Here is a 21,994-nt window from a genome sequence, read left to right as displayed (position 1 = left end):
TGGGCTTCAGCCCACCACCCTCTGAGGCCAATCCGTGGACGGTGGGCTGAAGCCCACCCTACCCAGGTCACGCGACGTCGGCGCGCCATCGGCTCACCGCGCCTGTGCCGGCACTGAGGCGACACGCGCCACGAGGTCCCGGTGCGCCTGCGCATCCACCGGCTTGTACGTCACCCTGGTGGTCGCCGGACAACGCCCGAGAAAGTTGCCGTTTTTCCAATCGTGCGCCGGCCGCACCGGCCGCGGCACGAAGCCGCCGCCGCAGTTCGGGCATACGCCCTGCAGCAAGCCTTCGACGCAGTCGTGGCAGAAGGTGCATTCGAACGAGCAGATGCGTGCCTCGGCAGACGCCGGCGGCAACGGCTTGTTGCAGTGTTCGCAGGTCGGTCGCAGTTCGAGCATGGAAGCCTCCCGTTCAAAGGTGCACATCATGCGCCCGGCGCGCCGCGTCTGCCCCGGTGAACGCACGTCCCTTATCCTTCGGCTTTTCCCGGATCCCCACCATGCCCTTCCTGTTGGCCGCCGCGCTGTGCAGCGTGCTGGTTTCGGTACTGCTCAAGCTCGCCCGCCGGCTGGAGGTCGACGTGGGGCAGGCGATCGCGTGGAACTACGTGGTCGCTGCGGCGGCAAGCATGCTGGTGTTCGCGCCCGCGCCGTCGGCGCTGCATGCCGCGACCGCCGCGTGGCCCGCATTGGTCGGCCTGGGTCTGCTGCTGCCGACCATCTTCCTGGCGCTCGCCGGCTCGGTGCGCCACGCCGGCATCGTGCGTTCGGACGTGGCACAGCGGCTGTCGCTGCTGATCTCGCTGCTCGCGGCGTTTGTCCTGTTCGGCGAACCCCTGAGCGCCGCCAAGGGCTGGGGCATGGCCGCCGGCCTGGCGGCGCTGACGGGGCTGATGTGGCGACCGAGCAAGGGCGCGATCTCCGGCGGCGCGGCCGGGTGGATCTACCCGCTGCTGGTGTTCCTGGGGTTCGGCGTGATCGATGTGCTGTTCAAGCGCGTGGCGTCCGCCGGCGTGCCCCTTGGGGCGGCGCTGCTGGCGATGTTCGTGCTGGCGCTGCTGGTCTCGCTCGTCCTGCAGGGCTGGCGGCTGGCGCGCGGGACGGCACGCCTCGGCGCCCGCAGCCTGGCCGCGGGCCTGCTGCTGGGCCTGCTCAACTTCGGCAACATCCTGTGCTACCTGCGCGCGCACCAGGCCTTGCCGGGGCGGCCGGCGCTGGTGTTTTCGGGGATGAGCCTGGGCGTGGTGGCGCTGGGCGCGCTGGCGGGCATGGTGGTCTTTCGCGAGCGGCTTTCCCGCATCAACCTCGCGGGCCTGGCCCTGGCCGTGCTGGCGATCGTCCTGCTGGCGCGGGGCTGAGGGTGACTTCCGGGGTATGAAGCGGCTGCCGGGCGCGCCTATGCTGGCCGCTTCCGTGTGCCCCGTGAGGTCGTCCCATGCGCAAGCTCACCCTCGTCGCGGCGCTCAGCGCGCTGCTGCTCGCCCCCGGTGCCTTCGCCACCGACAAGGACAAGGCCGCTGACCACGCCAGGCCCGACGCGGCGCTGGCCAAGCCGCACAGCGCCGAGACCACCGGGTCGGTGACGGTCGAGGGCAAGCGCATCGACTACAAGGCGGTCGCCGGCACGCTGGTGCTGCACGAGCACGGCGACCGGAGCGACGATCCGACCGTCAGCATGTTCTACGCCGCCTACTTCAAGCAGGGCGTGGATCCGACCCGGCGCCCGATCACCTTCATCTACAACGGCGGCCCCGGCTCGGCCACCGTCTGGCTGCACATGGGCGCGTTCGGTCCGAAGCGCGTGGTCACCAGCGACGACAGCCACACACCCGCGGCGCCCTATGGCCTGGTCAACAACGACTACAGCCTGCTGGACGCCTCCGACCTTGTGTTCATCGACGCGCCCGGCGCCGGCTTCTCGCGGCTGATCGCCGACGAGAAGGACAAGGCCAAGCGCGACGAGCAGATGGACAAGCGCAAGAAGGCCGTCTACGGCGTCGACGGCGACGGCCAGGCCTTCGCCCAGTTCATCACCCAGTTCCTGTCGAAGTACGGCCGCTGGAACTCGCCCAAGTACCTGTTCGGCGAGAGCTACGGCACCACCCGCTCGGCGGTGCTGGCGAACATCCTGGAGAATGACGATAGCGTCGACCTGAACGGCGTGATCCTGCTTTCGCAGATCCTCTCCTTCGACACCAGCATCGACGGGCCGGAGTTCAATCCGGGCGTGGACCTGCCCTATGCACTAGCGTTGCCGACCTTCGCCGCCACCGCGTACTACCACCACAAGCTGCCGCAGCCGCCGGCGCAGCTGGAACCGTTCCTGCGCGAGGTCGAGCAGTACGCGCTGGGCGACTACGCCAGCGCGCTGATGCAGGGCGCGAACCTGGACCCGGCGCGCAAGCGTGCCGTGGCCGAGAAGCTCCACCAGTACACCGGCCTGCCGGTCGACTACCTGGTCAAGGCGGACCTGCGCGTCACCGGCGGCATGTTCGAGCACGAGCTGCAGTTCGACGGCGGGCTCACCACCGGCCGCCTGGACAGCCGCTTTGCCGGCCCCGCGCTCGACCCGCTGGCAAAGGATTCCGAGTACGACCCGCAGTCCTCGGCGATCAGCTCGGCCTACGTCTCGGCCTTCAACGACTACGTGCGCCGTCAGCTGAAGTTCGGCGACGGCCTGCAGTACCGGCTGTTCGCCGACATCGACCACTGGGACTTTGCGCACAAGGCGCCGGGCGTGCACGGCGAGGCACTGCAGCAGTCGACCAACGTGATGCCGGACCTGGCGGTCGCGATGAAGACCAACCCGGACCTGAAGGTGTTCCTCAACGGCGGTTACTACGACCTGGCCACACCCTACTTCGCGGCCGAGTACGAAATGAGCCACCTGCCGATCCCGGATTCGCTGCGCAAGAACATCTCCTATGCGTGGTATCCGTCCGGACACATGGTCTATGCGCACGAGGACTCGCTGAAGAAGCTGCACGACAACGTGGCGCAATTCATCGAGCAAACCGACAACGTCAAGTAAGCGGACGTCCGCATCTCTTGTAGGACCCCACTCGTGGGCGATGCTCGTGCGCACCCTTGCGGCGAATGCATCGCACGCGAGAGGGCACCTGCAAGGACGCCCGCGGGTCGCGCTATGCTCGGCCCATCCACGCCGACGAAGCTCCCATGCGCGCACTCATCGACCGCTACATCGACGCCTACAACCGCCTGGACGTGGACGGCATGCTGGCCACGTTGCACCCGCAGGTGACCTTCGAGAACGTCACCGCGGGCGTCACCACGGTGCGTACACAGGGCATCGAGGAATTCCGCCGGCTGGCGCAGAGCACACTGCCGCTGTTCGCACGGCGCCGGCAGACGGTAACGAGTTACGCCGAGAGCAACGGTGTCGCGCAGGCAGGCATCGCGTTCGAGGGCGTGTTTGCGCTGGACCTGCCCAATGGCGCACGCGCCGGGCAGGCGATCGCGCTCAACGGACGCAGCGAGTTCCGCGTGCATGACGGGCTGCTGATCCACATCGCCGACGTCAGCGACTGAAGGCAGGCGAGCGGTGGGCTGAAGCCCACCCTACACGTTCGCAGTGATCCCAGGGTGGGCTCCAGCCCGCCACACCGTCACACCGCCAGGCCGATCCCGTGCGCCTCGCTGCCCGGCCGCCGCAGCAACGCGTTGCGCCAGCGCTGCTGGGTGGCGCCGTCGGCTTCGAGCAGGAACTGCGGTTTGTTGGCCACCAGTGCGGCTACGGGCACGCCGTCCTCGTACAGCACGCGGGTGCCGGCCAGCGCGGGCAGCTTGTCGCCGGCGAGCACCGTGCCGACCAGGTTGAGCGGATCGCTGCCGCTGACGCAGACCAGCTGCTGCGTGGCCTCGCGCTGGCGCACGCCGCGCAGCGCGCCGATCGCCTCCGGCAGCGCGAACTGCTCGCCGACCAGGCCCTCGACGAAACGCCCGCCACGGATTTCGCCGCGCGCTTCCAGGCGATGGTAGACGCGCAGCAGCTCGCGCCAGGAGGGCAGCCACGGAGCCTCGCGCTCGAGCAATTTCCAGAAGACCACGCCGTAGCGGCGAAGCAGGACACGTGCAACGTGTTCTGCTTCATCGGAATCAAGCTGGCGCGAAGCGCCTCCTTTGCCTCCTCTCCCCACCGGGGAGAGGATTGAGGTGAGGGGCCGGCCTTGCGGTGAGTTCTCAACGGCGCTCCCCGCGAGCCCCGACCCCTCATCCGACCCCTTCGGGGCCACCTTCTCCCCGGCGGGGAGAAGGACCGTGCGTGCCAGCGACCAGCGCCCGGCATCCTCGATCTCGCTCAACGCATGCCGCCGTGCGCGACGGTGCGGGCGCGAGTCTCGCTTGGCGGCGGGCAGCAGAAGCGCACGCAGGCCGGCAAAGCTGTCGGCGGTGACGCGGCCGGCGGCGACCAGTTCGCCGAGCGCATTCTCCAGCTCGGTACGCAGCAAGCGGGTGGCATCGAGCAGTTCATCGAAGAACAGTGCGCCGTGGCTGGCCAGGGCATCGGCCACGGCCTGCGCGCGCGAGGAAAGCAAGGACTCCTGCGGCTGCTCACCCGAGGCGATGGACGTCCAGATGGCCATTTGCCGGCGTGGCAGCAGCACGATGGGCGTGGCCCGCACCGGGCCGGCGCTGCCGCCGCCGGCGCGCAGGCGGTTCCAGCCGAAGCGGCCCGCGCGGCACAGTTCGTCCAGCCAGCGGCTGGTGTAGTCGCCCACGCGCGAGGGCAGCAGTTCGGTTTCCCAGGCGCCGGCGGCCGCCTCGAAGCCTTCGAGCTGGTGCAACGTGGCGATCAGGCCGTCGGGACCTTCCAGTCGCGTGTCCGGCGTCAGGTGCTGCCAATCGGCCAGGAAGCGGATCAGGTCCCGCCGGCTGACCGGTTCGATCTCGCGGCGCAGCCGACCGATGGTGTAGCGATGGATGCGCGCGAGCAGGTGGCGTTCGCACCACTCGATGCCAGCCGCGTCGGGGGTGAAGCGGCCCTGCATGACGTAGCCCTCGGACTGCAGGCGCAGCAGGGCGGGTTCGACGTCCGCCGCATCGACCGCGAGCGACGCGGCCAGTGCGGCGGGCGTGGTGGGACCCAGGCCGCCGAGGCGGCGGCGGACCAGTTCGATCAGCGCCTCGTCGCGGGTCCAGGCCTGCGCGGCGTAGTCGGGTGGGGTGCTGATGGGCGGGTGCAGCGTGGCGTCCGCATGGATCGTCTGCCACAGCGGCAATACCTCGGCCGTGACCCACACGCGCCTGGTCCTTCTCCCCCGCATTTGATGAGAGCCGGGGGAGAAGGTGGCCCCGCAGGGGTCGGATGAGGGGGCGGGGCTCGCGGGGAAGTCGCTTGCAGTTCGTTCCTGGGAGGCTCCCCGCAAGCTCGACCCCTCACCCCAACCCTCTCCCAGGGGGGGAGAGAGAGCCTGGTTTCCGGCCAGGTTGAGACACGTGGCGCGGTGATGCCTGGCGAGCGCCTCCAGACGCTCCTGCCAGCCGGTGTTGGCGTGCACCTCATCAGCGGTGACAAACCCCAGCAACGTCAGCGCCTCGTGCATCTCGTCACCGCTGCGCACCTGCGGCCAGGCCTCCTCGCGCACCGCGGCGATCGCCTCCGGATCGAGCCGGCCGAGGTCGTCGGCGTCCTCGGCGTTCCAGCGCCGGCTCTGCACCGCCTGGGTGCGGCGTTCTTCCAGTGGCGCGTCGTCGAGGTAGGCGTAGGGCGCGGCGGAGAGTACTTCGGAGGCGAGCGGACTGGGGCCGGTGAGGTCGCGCGCGACCACCGTGATCGCGCCCGTCTCGAAGCCGCGCAGGATGCGCAACAGGCCGTCGACGTCCATCGCCTCGCGCAGGCAATCGTGCAGCGTCTGGTTGACCAGCGGATGGTCGGGGATCTGCCGCTCGCCGACGATGTTCTCCAGGCAGGCGACCTGGTCGGGGAACACGGTGGCGAGCAGGTCCTCGCTCTTCATGCGCTGGATCTGCGGCGGCGTCTTCTTGCCCCCGGTATAGCGCGGCAGCGCCAGCGCGGTAACCGCGTTCCAGCGCCAGCGCGCGGGGAACAGCGGCGCGTCCAGCAACGCCTGCACCAGCACGTGCTCGGCAGAGTTCGAATGCAGGTAGCGCGCGACCTCTTCCAGCGGAAAGCTGTGGCTGGTCGAGAGCGACAGCACGATCGCGTCCTCGGTCGCCGCCGCCTGCAGCTCGAAGTTGAACTGGCGGCAGAAGCGCTTGCGCAGGGCCAGGCCCCAGGCACGGTTGATGCGGCTGCCGAAGGGCGTGTGAATCACCAGCTGGGTGCCGCCGGATTCGTCGAAGAAGCGCTCGAAGACGATCGTGTGCTGGGTCGGCAGAACGCCGAGCGCGACCTTGGCACGGTGCAGGTAATCGGCCAGCTGTTGCGCCGCCGCCTCGCTCATCGACAGCACCTCGCGCAGCCACGCCACCGCCGCGGTCACGCCGCCGGCATCGAGCTGGGCGCCGATCTCCTCGCGCAGGCGCGCCACGCCAACGGACAGCTCATCGCTGCGCCCGGGCGCCTCGCCCAGCCAGAACGGCAGGCTCGGCGGCGCGCCGTGGGCGTCCTCGACGCGCACGCGATCGCGCTCCACGCGCAGGATGCGGTAGCTGGTGTTGCCCAGCTGGAACACGTCGCCGGCGAGGCTTTCGATCGCGAAATCCTCGTTGAGCGAGCCGATGACGGTGTTTTGGGGCTCCAGCACGACGCGGTAGTCGGCGGTGTCCGGGATGGTGCCGCCGGAGGTCACCGCGGTCAGCCGCGCGTTGCGGCGCGCGCGCAACTGGCGATGCACGGCGTCGCGATGGATATAGGCCGCGCGCGCGCCGCGGCGGGTGCTGAAGCCCTCGGCGAGCATGCGCACGATGGCGTCGAACTGCTCGCGCGGCAGCTCGCGGTAGGGATGCGCGCCGCGCACCAGCGCGTAGAGCGCGTCCTCTTGCCACTCCTGCGATGCGACCTCGGCGACGATCTGCTGCGCCAGCACGTCCAGCGGCTGCACCGGTTGCACCAGCGCATCGAGTTCGCCCCGTCGCACGCAGTCGAGCAAGGCGGCGCACTCGAACAGGTCGTCGCGGCTGGTCGGGAACAGGCGCGCCTTGGGCGTGCCGTTGACCGCGTGGCCGGAGCGGCCGGCGCGCTGCAGGAAGGCGGCGATCGAACGTGGCGAGGCAAGCTGGCAGACCAGGTCGACATCGCCGATGTCGATGCCCAGCTCCAGCGAGGCGGTCGCGACGAGCAGCTTCAGTTCGCCGCGCTTGAGGCGCTGCTCCGCGTCGAGCCGCAGCTCCTTGGCCAGGCTGCCGTGGTGCGCGGCGACCGCCCGCTTGCCCAGCCGCTCGGCCAGGTGGCGCGCGGCGCGCTCGGCCATGCGGCGGGTGTTGACGAAGACCAGCGTGGTGCGGTGGTCGCGGGCGAGCTGGGCGAGGCGGTCGTAGACCGTTTCCCAGGCGTCGTTGGACATCACCGCTTCGAGCGGGACCGGCGGCACTTCGATGGCGAGGTCGCGGGGGCGGGCGTGGCCGACATCAACAATCGCGCAGCTCGCCAGTTCCTTCTCCCCTCCGGGGAGAAGGTGGCCCGAAGGGCCGGATGAGGGGCCGGGGCTCGCGGGGAAGGTTGCAGGAGCGAGCTCTTGGCTGGGCTGAGGCAAGCCCCGCCCCTCACCCCAGCCCTCTCCCCGAAGGGGAGAGGGAGCCTGGTCCCGGGCTCCAACCAGAAACCGCGCCACCTCTTCGATCGGCTTCTGCGTCGCCGACAAGCCGATCCGCTGCAGCGGCCGCTGGCACAGCGACTCCAGCCGCTCGAGCGACAGCGCCAGGTGCGTGCCGCGCTTGGAATTGGCCAGTGCGTGGATCTCGTCCACGATCACCGCGCGCGTGCTTTTCAGCATCTCGCGCCCGGACGCCGAGCCCAGCAGCACGTACAGCGACTCGGGCGTGGTCACCAGGATGTGCGGGCTCACCTTGCGCATCAGCGCGCGCTCGGCCTGCGGCGTGTCGCCGGTGCGCACGGCGGTGCGGATCGCCACGTCCGGCAGGCCTTCGGCGGCGAGTTCGGCGCGGATGCCTTCCAGCGGCGCTTCGAGGTTGATGTGGATGTCGTTGGACAGCGCCTTCAGCGGCGAGACGTAGACCACCCGTGTCTCGTCCGGCAAGGCGCCGCCATGGGCCAGTCCCTCGCGCACCAGCGCGTCGATGGCGGCGAGGAAGGCGGTCAGCGTCTTGCCCGAGCCCGTCGGCGCGGCGACCAGGGTGTGGCGGCCGGCGTGGATGTTCGGCCACGCCCCCGCCTGCGCCGCGGTGGGCGCCGGGAAGCTGCGCTGGAACCAGCGCGCGACGGCGGGATGGAAGTGTTCGAGCGGCATGGCGGCCAGGGCGGATGCGTGTCCGGATGATATGGGGTGCCTGTCTCACACTTCGAGCCTGTTCAGGATGCGGCCGTCGGGCTAGCTTAAGGAACCGATGGAGAGCGAGGCAGGCGCGTGGATGCACGGCAGTCAGACAGGGAGGCGCTCGACTGGCTGACGCTGGCCGATGGCCGGCGGCTGTGCATGCATGACTGGCCGCGGCAGGATGCCCGCGCCGGGGTGCTGATCGTGCACGGGCTGGGCGAACACGCCGGCCGCTACGGCCCGCTGGCCGCCTGGTTCAACGCACGCGGCTACGCGGTGCGCAGCTATGACCAGTGCGGGCACGGGCGCACGCCGGGCCGGCGTGGCGCGCTGCCGAGGCCGCTGGCGCTGATCGACGACCTGGCCGAGGTGTACGACCGCTTCGCCGCCCCCCTGCCTGCACCGCCGCTGCTGCTGGGCCACAGCATGGGCGGCCTGGTCGCCTTGCGCGCGGTACTCGACAGGCGCGTGGCGCCGCCCGCGCTGGTGCTTTCCTCGCCGGCACTGCGGGCCTGGACGCCGGCCTGGGAGCAGGCGCTGGCCACGCGGCTTGCGCGCGTGCTGCCGAACCTACCCCTGCGCAGCGGCCTGCCGTTCGAGGCGTTGTCGCACGCATCGCCCGTGGTCGACGCCTACCGGCGCGATCCACTGCGTTCGGGCTGGATCACGCCGCGGCTGGCCCGCTTCATCTTCGAGAGCGGCCGGCACTGCATCGCCCTGGCCGCCACGCTGCCCGTCCCCACGCTGCTGCTGGTGGCGGGCGCCGACCGCCTGGTCGATGCGCGCGGCAGCCATGCGTTCGCCGCGGCGGCCAAGACCAGCAGGCACCTTACGACGCACGTGTACGAAGATCTCTTCCACGAGCTCTTCAACGAGGCCGAACCCGGCCGCAGCCGGGTCCTCGCCCAGCTGCAGTCGTGGCTGGCGCAGGTCCCGTAGGGCGGGCTGATGCCCACCCTACGGTTCTGCCGGTTGCTCGCGCGCGTTGCCCGGCGCGCAGGGCGCATGCCCGCAGCCGCAGGGACCTTCGGCCGGCTCGTCGACCGTCTGGCGGCAGTGCTCGGAGCAGTAGGTGTCGCCCACAGGCACACTGCAGCGACAGGCCGGGTGGGCGCAGCGCTGGTGGGCGGTGGCGTTCATGGCCTCAGTGCGTGCTGCTGCCCGAGGCGGGCATGCCCATCGAGCCGCTGTCGTCCATCGGCGTGGCGCCGTGGTGGTCCATCGTGTCGTGGTGCATGCCGCTGCCGCCCGGGAGCTGCTCGGCCATCTGCAGGTGTGTCTTCAGCGCCGGCAGCGTGGTGCTGGCGAACTGCTTGAGGTCCGGATCGCTGCCGCTGGCGCTTTCCATGCCAAACAGCTTGATCGCCTTGCGGTGGTCCTTGACCATCGCCTGCGCATAGGCCTTGTCGAACGCCGAGCCGCTGAGCGACTTCAGGTGGTCGGCCTCCTGCTTCTGCATCGGCATCGGCTCGGTGGGCAGGGACACCTGCTTGCGCTGGGCGATGCTCGTCAGCTGGTCGCCGGCCTTGGTGTGGTCATCGATGATGCGCTGGGCCAGCTGCTTGACCTGCGCGTTGCTGGACTTGTCCAGCGCGATGCGCCCGGCCTGGATCTCGGCCATGTTGGCCGCGGCGGCCTTGCGCATGAACATCGCGTCGTGGCTGCCGTCGCTCTGCATGCTGTGGGTCATGCGGTCGCCGCTGTCCTGGCCGGTGCTGCTCTGCGCGAACGCGCTGCAGCACAGGCCGGCCAGCAGCACGGTGCCGAGCACCAGGCTGATGGGTCGTACGGTCATGTGCTTTTCCTCGTCGATGGTTTGCCGCCCCTGGTTTTGCGTGGCGCGTGATCAGTCCCCTTCTTCGTTTTTCTCGCCCGACCGGGCTGACTTGGTGTCGCCACGGCGACCGTGGCTGGCTTCGCCGCCCTTGCGGCCGATCGCCGCCATGTGCTCGCGGTTGGCGCTCACCGCTTCGCCGCCCTTCTGGCCGGCACGGCGCGCTTCCTCGGACGTGAACTGGTGGGCATGGCCGCTGGCGTGCGCCGCGCGACCGCCTTCGCTGGCGATCTCGCGCTGGCGCTCCTCGTCCATGCTGGCGAAGCCGCGCTTGCTGGTGCTGCTGCCTGGGTTCTTGCTGGACATGTGGGTGCTCTCTCATGCGTTCGGGGGGGACGTCGAGCAGTGGGGGCCCGACGGCGCGCCGCGTTGCGCGACGGCTGCCGTGTGGTGGCAACATCCATGCCAGTCTGGAAGTGCGGCGAACGCCGCCGTTTCGCGGCCAACGTCGTCGACAGGCCGGATGCTGTCGCGCCTGCTCGCAAGCGGTCGCGGCAAAACTACAAAGCCGCTTGGAAAAGTTGCCGGTGCGGGCAGCTACGGGCGGTGACGGGCGTGTGGAGCAGGGGTAGACGTTTGCGTCCGGATCGATGCGTTTCTTGTAGAAACGCGCGTGCCGGCGATGCTCCTGCTCGGGTGCGTCAGGGCAAGACCATCGCCCGCACGCGGGCTCGGACAGGATCAGGTGAGCGTCAGTTGAGCTCGGATCGGCGCAGCGGCCGCGGGTCGGTGAGCAGGCCGCGGGCCAGTTCGGCGCAGCGCAGGCAACCGCTGCCGATCTGGTTGAGCACGGTGAGCACCTTGGCATGGTCCTCGCGCTCGAGCATCAACGCGGCCAGGTCGGTGCGCATCAGGATCACGTTGAGTGCATTGTTGATCGCGTCGACGACCAGCACCGGATCGGTGCCTTGCTCCTGCTCGGTCGACTCGCGCCGCTCGCGCTGCAACAGCACCGCCAGCCAGGCGCCGACGTGGCCCAGCGCGGCGCGCTCCTCCGCATCGAGCATGCGCGGGCGATACAGCGCCAGGCCCAGGGCGGCAGCCGGACGGCGCGCACGCCGGCACGGCAGGCCGATCGCCCGCAGGCGGGCGTTGCCGCCGCGCTCGCGCGCATCGCTGCGCTCGACCGTCAGCGCGGAGCGCAGCGACTGCGCCGCCACCTGGCCGGCCAGCGCGCGCGCGTCGCGACGCGAGGTCGGTGGCGGCGGCAGTTGCCAGCAATAGCGACCCTGTCCGCTCTGGCGGTGCGGTGCCACCAGCAGGCAAACCTCGGCGTGCCATTGCAGGCTGACGTGCTGCAGCAGGCGCGTGATCGCCTCCTCCGCGGAGGAGGCATCGAGCGCTTGCAACGTGGTCGGCAGCGGCAGGGGGATGGGGGTGATAGCTGAGCTGGCCGGTCGTGCGTTCATGTCATTCGCGGTCTTCGTGCTGGTAACGCGACAGCTTGTTGTAGATGGTCTTGAGGCTGACCCCCAGCGCCTCGGCCGTCCGCGTCTTGTCGTTGTCGAAATGCGCAAGCGTGCGCAGGAGCATCTGCTTTTCCATTTCTTCGATGGTCATGCCGATGCGAAAGGGCATGCTGCCGTGGTCGTGCGCCTGGTGCAGGGGGTGTTGTGGGGGTTGGGCGATGCGCATGTCCAGCTCTTCGCCGGACATCACCCAGGCGCGCTGCACGGCGTGTTTGAGCTCGCGCGCGTTGCCCGGCCAGTCGTGCGTGAGCAGCCGCCGCATCGCGTCCGGAGCGAAGCGGCGCGAGGTGCCGTAGCGCTCGTTGAGACGGTCGAGAAAGCGCTGGGCGAGCAGCGGGATGTCGCTCGGATGCTCGCGCAGCGGCGGCATCGACAGCGGGAAATCCATCAGGCGGTAGTAGAGGTCCGCGCGCAGCACGCCGTCGCGCACCGCCTGCAGCGGATCGCGGTTGGTCGCGGCGATCACGCGCACGTCCACCGGCTTGCTGGCGCTGGCGCCGACGCGGGTGACGTCGCGCTCCTCCAGCACGCGCAGCAGATGCGTCTGCAACTGCAGCGGCATCTCGGTGCATTCGTCCAGGAACAGCGTGCCGCCCTGCGCCTGCTCGAAGAAACCGGCATGGTCCTTGACCGCGCCGGTGAAACTGCCGCGCTCGTGACCGAACAGCTGACTGGTGAGCAGGTCCGGCGCGATCGCGCCGCAGTTGACCGCGACGAAGCGGCCGTTGCGTTCGCTGTACTGGTGCAGCGCGCGCGCCGCCAGCTCCTTGCCGGTCCCGCTTTCGCCGTGGATCAGCACTGTCACGTCCAGCGGTGCGACGCGGCGGATCTTGTCGAACAACCGCTGCATCACCGCGCTGGTGCCGATCAACTCGCCGCAGCGCTCGCTGTCTGCGCGCGACGCGGCGCGCAGCTTGGCCGCGGCGATCGCCTGGTCGAGCAGGCAGTTGAGCTGTGCGCCTTCAATGGGCTTGATCAGGTAATCCAGTACCGGCAGTTGCAGCGCACGCACGGCGGTCTCCACCGAAGGATGTCCAGTGACCACGACCACCTGCCCGGTCTGTTGCGGGTCCAGGCGGCCAATCAGTTCCAGTCCGTTGCCATCGGGCAACGACAGGTCGAGCAACAAAAGATCGAAGCGTTGTTCGGCGGTCAGCTTGAGCGCGTGCGCCAGGCTTCCGGCACCTGTGACGGTGCAGTCTTTCGGTTCGGCAAAGGCGGTTACCACGTCTAGGAATTGAAGGTCGTCGTCAACGAGCAGGATGGAAGCAGTCGTCGGCACAATTTCACCGGGGAGGGGTCCGTGACCCCAGGCTGTCTCGTGGAGGAATCGGGACGTCCGTGCGCCCGTGTATCCACGGCGGCAGCTACAACCGTGCAGCGCTTGGCAGGTCGGCGTGGACGAAACCGACGATGCCGCATGCGAAGTGCAAGTAGCGTCGAAGAGATGTTCCTAGTTGTAAGGGTTGCCCGACAGGCGTGTGGCGCATGCCGTACATGCGAGGGCAGTGGTCCGTGGCGCCTGCCTGGGTGCCATCCAGACGGGCGCCATGCATCGTCAATGCCGGCTGCGTCCGCCGATGTCGTCGCCGCCCTGGCCGGCAGCGCTGCCCGGGGAGCCGGTGGCAGGCGTGGCATTCGACGTGGCGGCACCCGCCTTGCTGCCGCTCGCCGGCGCCGACTGCGTCCCGGTGTCGCTATCGCCGCGACGCACGCGCAGCTGGTTCTGGATGTCCTTTACGCCACCGAGGTCGTCCACGATGTCCTCCGCGGCATGCTTCATCCAGCGCGCGCTCACGCTGCCTTCGAGCATGACCGTGCCCTGAACCACCTTGACCTCGATATCGCTGGCGTCCAGGTCCGCGTCGGTCAGCCGTTCGCAGGCCAGCTCGCGCAGGCGTTCGTCGCTGCGCTCGTAGCCGCGCGGCTGGGTGCCGCGGAACTGGCCACGCTGGTCGCCCTCGTCGAACCAGTAGCGCTTGCCCTGCTGGCGGAAGCCGGCGCCGCCGTAGGTATCGGTATGGGCGTACTGGCTGCCAATGTCGCGGCGGCCGGGCGAAGGGCGCGAGTCACCGGCGCCGTAGCGCGGGCCTTCATAGTCGTGTTCCTGGGTCCAGCTGGCGTGCATGCGATCGCCGCGCGCGTCGTCCTGCCGGCTGCCCTGGCCATACGCGCGCGCGGTGTCGTAGCCGCTATTGCTCTGGGCGTGGCGGGGCTCCCCGCGCCAGGTGTCGTAGGAGCGACCGTAGCCATGGGCGCGGTGGCGGTTGTCCGGGTTCTGGTAGCCCTCGACGAAGTGCCGTTCGGCATCCGTATCCAGGCCATAGCGCGCGTCGCCGCGTTGGCCGCGCGGACGCGACCACAGCTGCTCATCATCGCTGTAGCCGCCGCCGTAGCGGGCGGGTTGTTCACTCCAGTCGGGCCGCTGGCCGCGTTCGACATCGCGGCGCGGGTGTGCGGCCTGCCAGGGATGCTCCTGCTCCGGTCCATAGGTGCGTACCTGCCGGCCGGCCTCGTACGGATCGCGCAGGTCGTGCTCGCGGATGCGATCTGCGCGGGTGCGGTAGCGTGACCGTTCGTCGTCGTAGCGATCGTCGTCTTGGCTCATGGGGCCTCCTGTGGAAAGGGTCGGACGCGAAAAATTTGCAGCTTCCGTGTCAATTTTTTCGTCAGTTCAGCCAGCGGCAGAGGGGCGTGCCCGGTTCGCCGATGCGCGGTATCGGGATGCCGGGCTCGTGCGGGTCGATCGCGGGCATGTCCGGTTCGCGTGGTCGGGGCGCGCGCACCGGGTCGCCAGGGTCGTAAGGCTGCGGCGGCGCGGGATCGGGTGGCAGCGACTCGGGGTCGCCGACCGGCTTGGATGGCACCATGCTGCCGGGCGGCGGCATGCGCGGCACGCGGATCGGATTGACCAGCGGCGGGCAGGGCAGGAACAGATGCATGGGGATGCCTCGTGAAGGAGGGACATCTCCTGCCATTCAAGCCATGTGCCAATCCCGCGCGTCAGCGCCGGCGAGCCCGGCCGTGCGCATAGCGCTGGCAGGTTTTACCGGTCCCGGCAGTTTTTACAGACGCGCGCCTGCCTGTCTTCCCCATCAACAACCGCCTGTTCGGGCCCTTGCAGGAGCGCACCCTGTGCGCGACATGGCAGCCGCGCACAGGGTGCGCGCTCTACAGGCGAACCCGCGGGTAGGGGTTCCCTCAAGGGGAGCTTGCCTGCTTCAGCGGGCCGGGCAGCAGAGCGCGCATGCGCTGGACCAGGGCGTCGAACTCGAAGGGCTTGGTCAGCAGGTCGGTGTTGGCATCCAGCGTCCAGTCTTCCGGCATCGTCTCGGCGTAGCCGGTGACGAAAAGCACCTTCATGTCGGGTCGGCGCCGCCGACCGATCTCGACCATGTGCATGCCGGTCAGGCCGGGCAACCCGATGTCGGAGACGACCAGGTCGATGCGCTCGGTCGACTCGATGATGGCCAGGCCGGCATGGCCATCGCGCGCCTCCAGCACGCGATAGCGCAGGTCACGCAGCTTGCCGGCGATGAGGTCGCGCACCACGTCCTCGTCTTCCACCAGCAGGATGGTCTCGCCGGCGGCGGGCTCCCAGCGCGTGCCGGCGCCGCGGTCGTCCAGCGCGCGCACGCTGCGGCGCTCGCCGCTGGGCAGGTAGATCGACACGGTCGTGCCATGGCCGGGCTCGCTTTCCAGCTCGATGGCGCCGCGCGACTGGGTCACGAAGCCGTGGATCATCGACAGTCCCAGCCCGGTGCCCCGGCCCTTGGGCTTGGTGGTGAAGAACGGATCGAAGGCGCGCGCCCGCACCTCGGGCGTCATGCCCACGCCGTTATCGCTCACCTGCAACAGCAGGGTGGGCGCATCGCGCAGGCTGTGCGGCCGGCGCAGCGGCCCTTCGCCCGGCGGCACCGAGCCGGTGCGGATGGTCAGCTGGCCACCCTCGGGCATGGCGTCGCGCGCGTTGATGGCCAGGTTGAGGATCGCGCTTTCGAGCAGGTTCGGATCGCACAATACCGGCATCAGTGCGGGCGCCAGGTCGAGCTTGAGCTCGATCCGTTCGCCCAGCGTGGCCGGCAGCAGTTCGGCGATCTGCGCGACCAGGTCGTTCAGGACCACGCTCTTGGGCGCCAGCGGCTGACGCCGCGCGAAGGCGAGCAGGCGATGGGTCAGCGTGGCAGCGCGCTTGGCCGAATCCAGCGCGTTGCCGAGAAAGCGCTCGACATCCTGGCGACCGGCGGCCAGGCGCATCTCGACCACTTCCAGCGAGCCGATGATGCCCTGCAGGAGATTGTTGAAGTCATGTGCCATGCCACCGGTGAGCTGGCCCAGCGCCTCGATCTTCTGCGACTGGAACAGCTGCGCGCGGGTGTCCTCCAGATGCTGCTCGGCCTCCACCCGCGCGGTGATGTCGCGGGTGATCTTGGCGAAGCCGAGCAATTGGCCATCGTTGTCGCGGATCGCGTCGATCGCGATCTCGGCCATGAAGCGCGAGCCATCCTTGCGCACCTGCCAGTCGACCACGTCGTAGCGGCCGTTCTCGCTGGCCACGGTCATGGCCGTCTGGGCGACCAGTGGATTGACGAAGAACTGCGTCAGCGAATGGCCGATGATCTCCGCGGCGGTGTAGCCCTTGATGCGTTCCGCGCCGGTGTTCCAGTCGGTGACGATGCCGCTGGCGTCGAGCATGCAGATGGCGCAGTCGGTCACGCCGTCGACGAACAGCCGGAAACGCCGTTCCACCTCGCGCAGCCGTTGTTCGGTCATGCGACGTTCGGTGATGTCGCGGGTGACCATGGCGAAACCGAGCAGGTGGCCGTGTTCGTCGCGCACCGCGTCGCACACCACATGCGCCCAGAAGCGGCTGCCATCGCGGCGCAGCCGCTCGGCCTCTTCCTGGAAGCGGCCGTGCGCCGCGACCATGTGCAGGATCAGCTCCGGCCTGCCGCCAGCGCGTTCTTCCTCGGTATGGAGCAGGGCAAACGCGCGGCCGACGATGTCGGCGCCGCGGTAGCCATGGATCTGCTCGGCACCGGCATTCCAGCTGCGAATGCGGCCCTGTGGATCGACCATGAAGATGGCGTAGTCCAGGATGGACTGCACCAGCAGCTGGTAGGAATTGGGACCGCTCGTCTCCACGCCACCGTCCTTGCACAGCAAGCACCGCGTCACGGCCGTCCATGACGGTGTCATCGGCATTCGTTCTCCGGACAAATAGATTGCGGTCGCAGTACGAGCGCGTTCCGGTTGGCCGGCCTCAACCGAACCTACCTCAAGTGATCAATGAGATAAACCGGGATACGGCGGCCGGCCCTCATCGGCGACGGCGCAGGCGCGCGCATTCTTGGCGCGTGCATCGTTGATGGCTGCCAGCAGCGCCTTGCGGTCGTACGGCTTGGGCAGGAAGGTGGCGGTCGGGCCCAGCCGTTCGCTGGAAGCCTCCGGATCGCCGGAAATCACCACGACAGCAGCGTTCGATCCACGCCGACGCAGCTCCTCGGTCATGCTGATGCCGTCCTGGCCGCCGCCGATGTTCACGTCGGTCACGATCACGTCGATCCCGGGTTGTTCGTCCATCAGGCGGATGCCGCTGCTGGCGTCGCGCGCGGAGAGCACCTGGTAGCCGGCGGCATCGAGCAGCAGCGCCATGACCTCGCGCGTGTCCGAGTCGTCTTCCACCAGCAATACAAGGTTGTCCTTCGCCATGACGCCTCCCACACACGCACGCGCGGCCCGAACCGTGAATCCTGACCATACAGAAGTGAGGGAAGCGTGCAGGCCAAAGCATTGCTGCGTCAAGCATTAAGCATGCGAACTTCGCTGCCGGGTTCAGAAATGTTCACCACCCGTGCAACGCTCTCGCGGCCGAGCCCGCTTGTGGGCCATTAAGCGGCCGTGGATCGCGGATCAACGGGCTCTTCGATAGCAAGGGAATATCGCAGCCCTTTGAACGAAAACGTAAAATATTGCGACGAATACGACCTGGCCTTCACCCCGGTGACGCCGGCTCTTCACCACCACCTGCCTAGGCTCTCTTTTTCCAGTGAAGGAGAGGAGCGGCAACGTGAACCACGATCCGGCACGCCGGGACTTCCTCAGGCTCGTCGGCGTGACGGTGCCGGCCGGCATGGTGCTGTGCGCCTGCGGCGGTAGCGGTACCGATGCGCATGGGGGCACCGCCAACGCCTTCTTCGCACCCGGGGAGATGGATTTCATCCAGGCCGCCACCGCGCGGCTGATTCCCACCGACGCGCTCGGCCCGGGAGGCGACAAGGCCGGCATTCCCACCTTCCTCGACCTGCAGCTCGCCGGCCCCTATGGCCGCGCCGAACGCTGGTACATGCAGGGCCCGTGGCCCACCGGCATCGACGGCCAGGGCTACCAGCTGCGCTTCACCCCCGCCCAGCTCTATCGCCAGGCCATCGCCGGCATCGACAAGCATTGCCGCGGGAAGTACCAGCAGCCCTTCGTCGGGCTCACCGGCGAGCAGCAGGATGAGGTCCTGCGCGCACTCGAGGGCGGCAAGGTCGACTTGGGCGACGTGCCTTCCAAGACCTTCTTCAACCTGCTCTGGCAGAACACCCAGGAAGGCTTCCTCGCCGACCCCGCCTACGGCGGCAACCGCGACTTCGCCGGCTGGAAGCTGGTGGGCTTCCCCGGTCCCCGCTACAACTACGTGCGCGAGATCGGCGAATACGGCAAGCCCTACCAGCAGCCGTACGTCAGCCTGATCGGCCGCGCGCCTGGCACAGCGCTTGCGCATGCCGGGGAGGCTTCCTGATGGCGCGGCGGATGCCGCCCGTGGACGTGGTGCTGGTCGGCTTCGGCTGGACCGCCTCGATCATCGCGCAGGAGCTGACCGATGCCGGCGTGCAGGTGCTGGCACTGGAGCGCGGCGCCTGGCGCGACACCGTCCCGGACTTCGCCACCGACCACATCCAGGACGAGCTGCGCTACGCGGTGCGCAAGCAGATCTTCGAATCGCCCGAGCGCGAGACGCTGACCTTCCGCAACAACGCCAGCCAGACCGCGCTGCCGATGCGCCACCTGGGGTCGTTCATGCCGGCAGCGGGCGTGGGCGGCGCGGGCGTGCACTGGAACGGGCAGTGCTGGCGCTTCCTGCCGCAGGATTTCGTGATCCGCTCGCATACCGAGCAACGCTACGGCAAGGGCTTCATCCCCGCCGACATGAACCTGCAGGACTGGGGCGTCACCTACGAGGAGCTGGAGCCGCACTACGACCGCTTCGAATACCTCTGCGGCATCTCCGGCCAGGCCGGCAACGTCAACGGCCAGTTGGTCGCCGGCGGCAACCCGTTCGAGGGTCCGCGCAAGCGCGGCTACCCGCTGCCGCCGCTGGAGCGCAGCGCGTCCACCGTGCTGTTCGACAAGGCCGCGCGCGAGGTCGGCTTCAACCCGTTCCCGTGTCCGGCCGCGAACGCCTCGCGGCCGTACCGCAACCCGCTGGGCGTGCAGATGGGGCAGTGCACCTACTGCGGCTATTGCGAGTGGTTCGGCTGCGGCAACTATTCCAAGGCCAGCCCGCAGACGACCATCCTTCCGGTGCTGCTGCGCAAGGACAACTTCCACTTCCGCACGCACTGCAACGTCACCCGCGTCAACACCGATTCGACCGGCAAGCGCGCCACCGGCGTCACCTATGTCGACGTCGAGGGCAACCAGATCGAGCAGCCGGCGCAGATGGTGGTGCTGTGCGCATTCGCCCAGCACAACGTTCACCTGCTGCTGCTGTCGAAGATCGGCCAGCCGTACGACCCGGTGTCGAACACCGGCGTGGTCGGGCGCAACTACGCCTACCAGATCACCTCCTCGGTCGACGTCTTCCAGAAGGAGCGGCTGAACCCGTTCATGGGCGCCGGCGCGCTCGGCCAGGCGATCGACGAGTTCAACGGCGACAACTTCGACCATGGCCCGCACGGCTTCGTCGGCGGGGGCTACATCGCGCTGTGGAACACCGGCGGGCGGCCGATCCTGCAGCACTACCTGCCGCAGGATGCGCCCAAGTGGGGCGCCGGCTGGAAGAAGGCGATGCACGAGAACTACCTCACCGCCTGCTCGATCGCCACGCACGGCAGCGTGATGAGCTATCGCACCAGCTACCTCGACCTGGACCCGACCTGGCGCGACGTCTACGGCAACCCGCTGCTGCGCCTGACCTTCGACTTCCAGCCCAACGAGCTGAAGATGTCCGGCTTCCTCACCGACAAGGCCGCGCAGATCGGCCGCGCGATCCCCGGCGCCAGCATCCATGAGAAGAAGCGCCAGGGCCCCTACTCGATCGTGCCCTACCAGACCACGCACAACACCGGCGGCGCGGTGATGGGCGACGACCCGAAGACCTCGGTGGTCAACCGCTACCTGCAGAGCTGGGACGTACCCAACCTGTGGGTGATGGGCGCGAGCGTGTTCCCGCAGAACGCCGGCTACAACCCGACCGGCACGGTCGGCGCGCTGACCTACTGGTCGGCCGAGGCGATGAAGCGGTACCTGAAGAACCCCGGCCCGCTGGTGACGACATGAGCGCGCGGTTTGCCCGTTCTGCGCAAGGCTTCCCCCATCCGCCCTCCGCGCACCTTCCCCCGCGGGACGGGGGAAGGATTCGAGATGTGGCCCACCGAGCCTTCCCCCGTTCCACGGGGGAAGGTGCCGACAGGCGGATGGGGGCGGCCTTGCGCAAAGCCCTGGCCCTCGCATCCCTGCTCCTGCTCGCCCTGCTCTGCACCGCCTGCAGCCACGACCGCGACCCCGCCGCGCCCTCGGCCGTCAAGCTCGGCGAACGCATGAGCCCGGGCCCGTGGGGACAAATCTCGCGTGGCCGCTACCTGGTGCGCGCGGGCGACTGCGAGGCCTGCCACACCGCGCCCAACGGCGCGCCGTTTGCCGGCGACCGCGCCATCCCCACGCCGTTCGGCACGATCTACTCAAGCAACATCACGCCGGACCCGGAAACCGGCATCGGCAACTGGACCGATGAGGACTTCTACCGCGCCATGCACGAGGGCATCGACCGCGAGGGCGACCATCTCTACCCCGCCTTCCCCTACCCCTGGTACACCAAGCTCAGCCGCGACGACGTGCTGTCGATCAAGGCCTACCTCGACACGCTCACGCCCGTGCGCCAGGTACACCGCCACAACGAGCTGCCCTGGCCGCTCGACCAGCGCGGCCTGATGGCGATGTGGGACGGCATGTACTTCCAGGACGGTACCTACCAGCCGGATCCGAAGCGCTCGGCGCAGTGGAACCGCGGCGCCTACCTGGTCAAGGGCCTGGGCCACTGCAGCGCCTGCCACGGCGACAAGAACTTCGCCGGCGCCACCGACATGGACGATCCGCCCACCGGCGGCTACGCCGAAAACGCCTACGCGCCAAGCCTGGCCGGCGGCGTCCGCGACGGCCTGGGCAGCTGGACCGAACAGGACATCGTGCAATACCTGGGCACCGGCCGTAACAGCCGCACCTCCGCCGCCGGCCCGATGGCCGAGGTCGTCGAGCAGTCCACCCAGTACCTGAGCAAGCCGGACCTGGAAGCCATCGCGGTCTACCTCAAGAGCCTGCCGGCGCCGAAGGACGCGTCGGTGGCCACGGTCGACAAGGACACCCTCGACCGCGGCGCCGCGCTCTACGTGGACAACTGCGAGGCCTGCCACCTCAAGCAGGGCCAGGGCGAGATCGGCGCGTTCCCGCCGCTGCGGCAGAGTTCCGCCGTGCAGGCGAACAGCGCCGACACGCTGATCGGCGTGATCCTGGACGGCGCGCGCATTCCCCAAACCACCGCCGAACCGACGGGACTGGCGATGCAGGGGTTTGCCGATCACCTGAGCGATGCGCAGATCGCCGACCTGAACACGTACATCCGCAACGCCTGGGGCAACCACGCGGAGGCGGTGGAGGCCGACCACGTGGCCGACCTGCGCGAAACGCTGCGCAAGTCGCCATGACGCTTCGCGCCGGGGAGAGGGCCGGGGTGAGGGGCCGGTGCGCGCGGCAAGGTCGATCGCTCTGCTCCCTCTCCCCTCCGGGGAGAGGGTTGGGGTGAGGGGCCGGGGTGCGCGCGGCAAGGTCGATCGCTCTGCTCCCTCTCCCCTCCGGGGAGAGGGCTGGGGTGAGGGGCCGGGGCTCGCGGGGAAGGTCGATCGCTCTGCTCCCTCTCCCCTCCGGGGAGAGGGCTGGGGTGAGGGGCCGGGGTTCGCGGGGATGGTCGATCGCTCTGCTCCCTCTCCCCTCCGGGGAGAGGGCCGGGG

Annotated in this window: 18 protein-coding genes; 7 read left to right on the top strand and 11 right to left on the bottom strand. The window is 69.2% G+C overall.

Annotated features, from left to right (window positions below; translation table 11 throughout):
* Positions 1-93: 93 nt before the first annotated feature.
* Positions 94-402 carry a DUF1272 domain-containing protein gene (locus tag J7I44_RS11160; RefSeq protein ID WP_209620479.1) on the bottom strand — a complete coding sequence of 103 codons (309 nt, stop codon included), beginning with the start codon at positions 400-402 and terminating at the stop codon, positions 94-96.
* A 101-nt stretch (positions 403-503) separates the two neighbouring features.
* On the opposite strand from J7I44_RS11160, the gene J7I44_RS11155 reads away from it, so the two are divergent.
* The 3 genes from J7I44_RS11155 to J7I44_RS11145 all read left to right on the top strand — a co-directional run bounded on the left by J7I44_RS11155 (position 504) and on the right by J7I44_RS11145 (position 3,552).
* Positions 504-1,361, top strand: a complete 858-nt coding sequence (locus J7I44_RS11155) for a hypothetical protein (RefSeq protein WP_209620476.1) — start codon at positions 504-506, stop codon at positions 1,359-1,361.
* 77 nt (positions 1,362-1,438) lie between these two features.
* Positions 1,439-3,034: a S10 family peptidase gene (locus tag J7I44_RS11150; RefSeq protein ID WP_209620473.1), complete on the top strand. Its 1,596-nt coding sequence runs from the start codon at positions 1,439-1,441 to the stop codon at positions 3,032-3,034.
* Positions 3,035-3,180: 146 nt separating this feature from the next.
* On the top strand, positions 3,181-3,552 hold the full coding sequence (locus J7I44_RS11145) for a nuclear transport factor 2 family protein (protein WP_209620470.1): 372 nt from the start codon (positions 3,181-3,183) through the stop codon (positions 3,550-3,552).
* Positions 3,553-3,629: 77 nt separating this feature from the next.
* Here J7I44_RS11145 and J7I44_RS11140 read toward each other — a convergent pair whose 3' ends face one another.
* The gene (locus J7I44_RS11140; RefSeq protein ID WP_209620467.1) at positions 3,630-8,393 is read right to left on the bottom strand and encodes a DEAD/DEAH box helicase; all 4,764 of its coding nucleotides are present in this window, start codon (positions 8,391-8,393) and stop codon (positions 3,630-3,632) included.
* Positions 8,394-8,510: 117 nt separating this feature from the next.
* Here J7I44_RS11140 and J7I44_RS11135 point away from each other — a divergent pair, with 117 nt between their 5' ends.
* The gene (locus J7I44_RS11135) at positions 8,511-9,359 is read left to right on the top strand and encodes an alpha/beta hydrolase (protein ID WP_209620462.1); all 849 of its coding nucleotides are present in this window, start codon (positions 8,511-8,513) and stop codon (positions 9,357-9,359) included.
* An 18-nt stretch (positions 9,360-9,377) separates the two neighbouring features.
* Here the strand turns inward: J7I44_RS11135 and J7I44_RS11130 are convergent, their stop codons facing one another.
* From J7I44_RS11130 to J7I44_RS11090, 9 genes are all read right to left on the bottom strand, one after another.
* Entirely contained in the window at positions 9,378-9,560 is a 183-nt protein-coding gene (locus J7I44_RS11130; protein ID WP_209620460.1) for a hypothetical protein, read from the bottom strand.
* 4 nt (positions 9,561-9,564) lie between these two features.
* Complete coding sequence (locus J7I44_RS11125; protein WP_209620457.1) at positions 9,565-10,215, bottom strand: DUF4142 domain-containing protein; 651 nt, start codon at positions 10,213-10,215, stop codon at positions 9,565-9,567.
* Positions 10,216-10,266: 51 nt separating this feature from the next.
* The gene (locus tag J7I44_RS11120) at positions 10,267-10,560 is read right to left on the bottom strand and encodes a KGG domain-containing protein (RefSeq protein WP_209620455.1); all 294 of its coding nucleotides are present in this window, start codon (positions 10,558-10,560) and stop codon (positions 10,267-10,269) included.
* Positions 10,561-10,946: 386 nt separating this feature from the next.
* Positions 10,947-11,663 (bottom strand): hypothetical protein, encoded by a 717-nt coding sequence (locus J7I44_RS11115; protein ID WP_209620452.1) that lies wholly within the window; start codon positions 11,661-11,663, stop codon positions 10,947-10,949.
* A 1-nt stretch (position 11,664) separates the two neighbouring features.
* On the bottom strand, positions 11,665-13,005 hold the full coding sequence (locus J7I44_RS11110) for a sigma-54-dependent transcriptional regulator (protein WP_209620449.1): 1,341 nt from the start codon (positions 13,003-13,005) through the stop codon (positions 11,665-11,667).
* A 276-nt stretch (positions 13,006-13,281) separates the two neighbouring features.
* Positions 13,282-14,331 (bottom strand): BON domain-containing protein, encoded by a 1,050-nt coding sequence (locus J7I44_RS11105; RefSeq protein ID WP_209620447.1) that lies wholly within the window; start codon positions 14,329-14,331, stop codon positions 13,282-13,284.
* Between the two features lie 61 nt (positions 14,332-14,392).
* Positions 14,393-14,665, bottom strand: coding sequence for a hypothetical protein (locus J7I44_RS11100; protein WP_209620443.1), 273 nt, complete (start codon positions 14,663-14,665; stop codon positions 14,393-14,395).
* 259 nt (positions 14,666-14,924) lie between these two features.
* On the bottom strand, positions 14,925-16,868 hold the full coding sequence (locus J7I44_RS11095) for a hybrid sensor histidine kinase/response regulator (RefSeq protein ID WP_209620440.1): 1,944 nt from the start codon (positions 16,866-16,868) through the stop codon (positions 14,925-14,927).
* Positions 16,869-17,009: 141 nt separating this feature from the next.
* Positions 17,010-17,435, bottom strand: coding sequence for a response regulator (locus tag J7I44_RS11090; RefSeq protein WP_209620438.1), 426 nt, complete (start codon positions 17,433-17,435; stop codon positions 17,010-17,012).
* Positions 17,436-17,793: 358 nt separating this feature from the next.
* Here J7I44_RS11090 and J7I44_RS11085 point away from each other — a divergent pair, with 358 nt between their 5' ends.
* From J7I44_RS11085 to J7I44_RS11075, 3 genes are all read left to right on the top strand, one after another.
* Positions 17,794-18,510, top strand: a complete 717-nt coding sequence (locus J7I44_RS11085) for a gluconate 2-dehydrogenase subunit 3 family protein (RefSeq protein WP_209620435.1) — start codon at positions 17,794-17,796, stop codon at positions 18,508-18,510.
* Positions 18,511-18,521: 11 nt separating this feature from the next.
* Positions 18,522-20,270: a GMC family oxidoreductase gene (locus tag J7I44_RS11080; protein ID WP_245188112.1), complete on the top strand. Its 1,749-nt coding sequence runs from the start codon at positions 18,522-18,524 to the stop codon at positions 20,268-20,270.
* A gap of 149 nt (positions 20,271-20,419) precedes the next feature.
* Entirely contained in the window at positions 20,420-21,691 is a 1,272-nt protein-coding gene (locus J7I44_RS11075) for a c-type cytochrome (RefSeq protein ID WP_209620429.1), read from the top strand.
* The last annotated feature ends 303 nt before the right edge of the window (positions 21,692-21,994 follow it).

Origin of the sequence: Frateuria flava, from assembly GCF_017837635.1 — a bacterium.
GTDB classification, from domain to species: domain Bacteria; phylum Pseudomonadota; class Gammaproteobacteria; order Xanthomonadales; family Rhodanobacteraceae; genus Frateuria_A; species Frateuria_A flava.
Note: the sequence above shows the minus strand (reverse complement) of the source record. Positions and strands in the feature narration are given on the sequence as shown.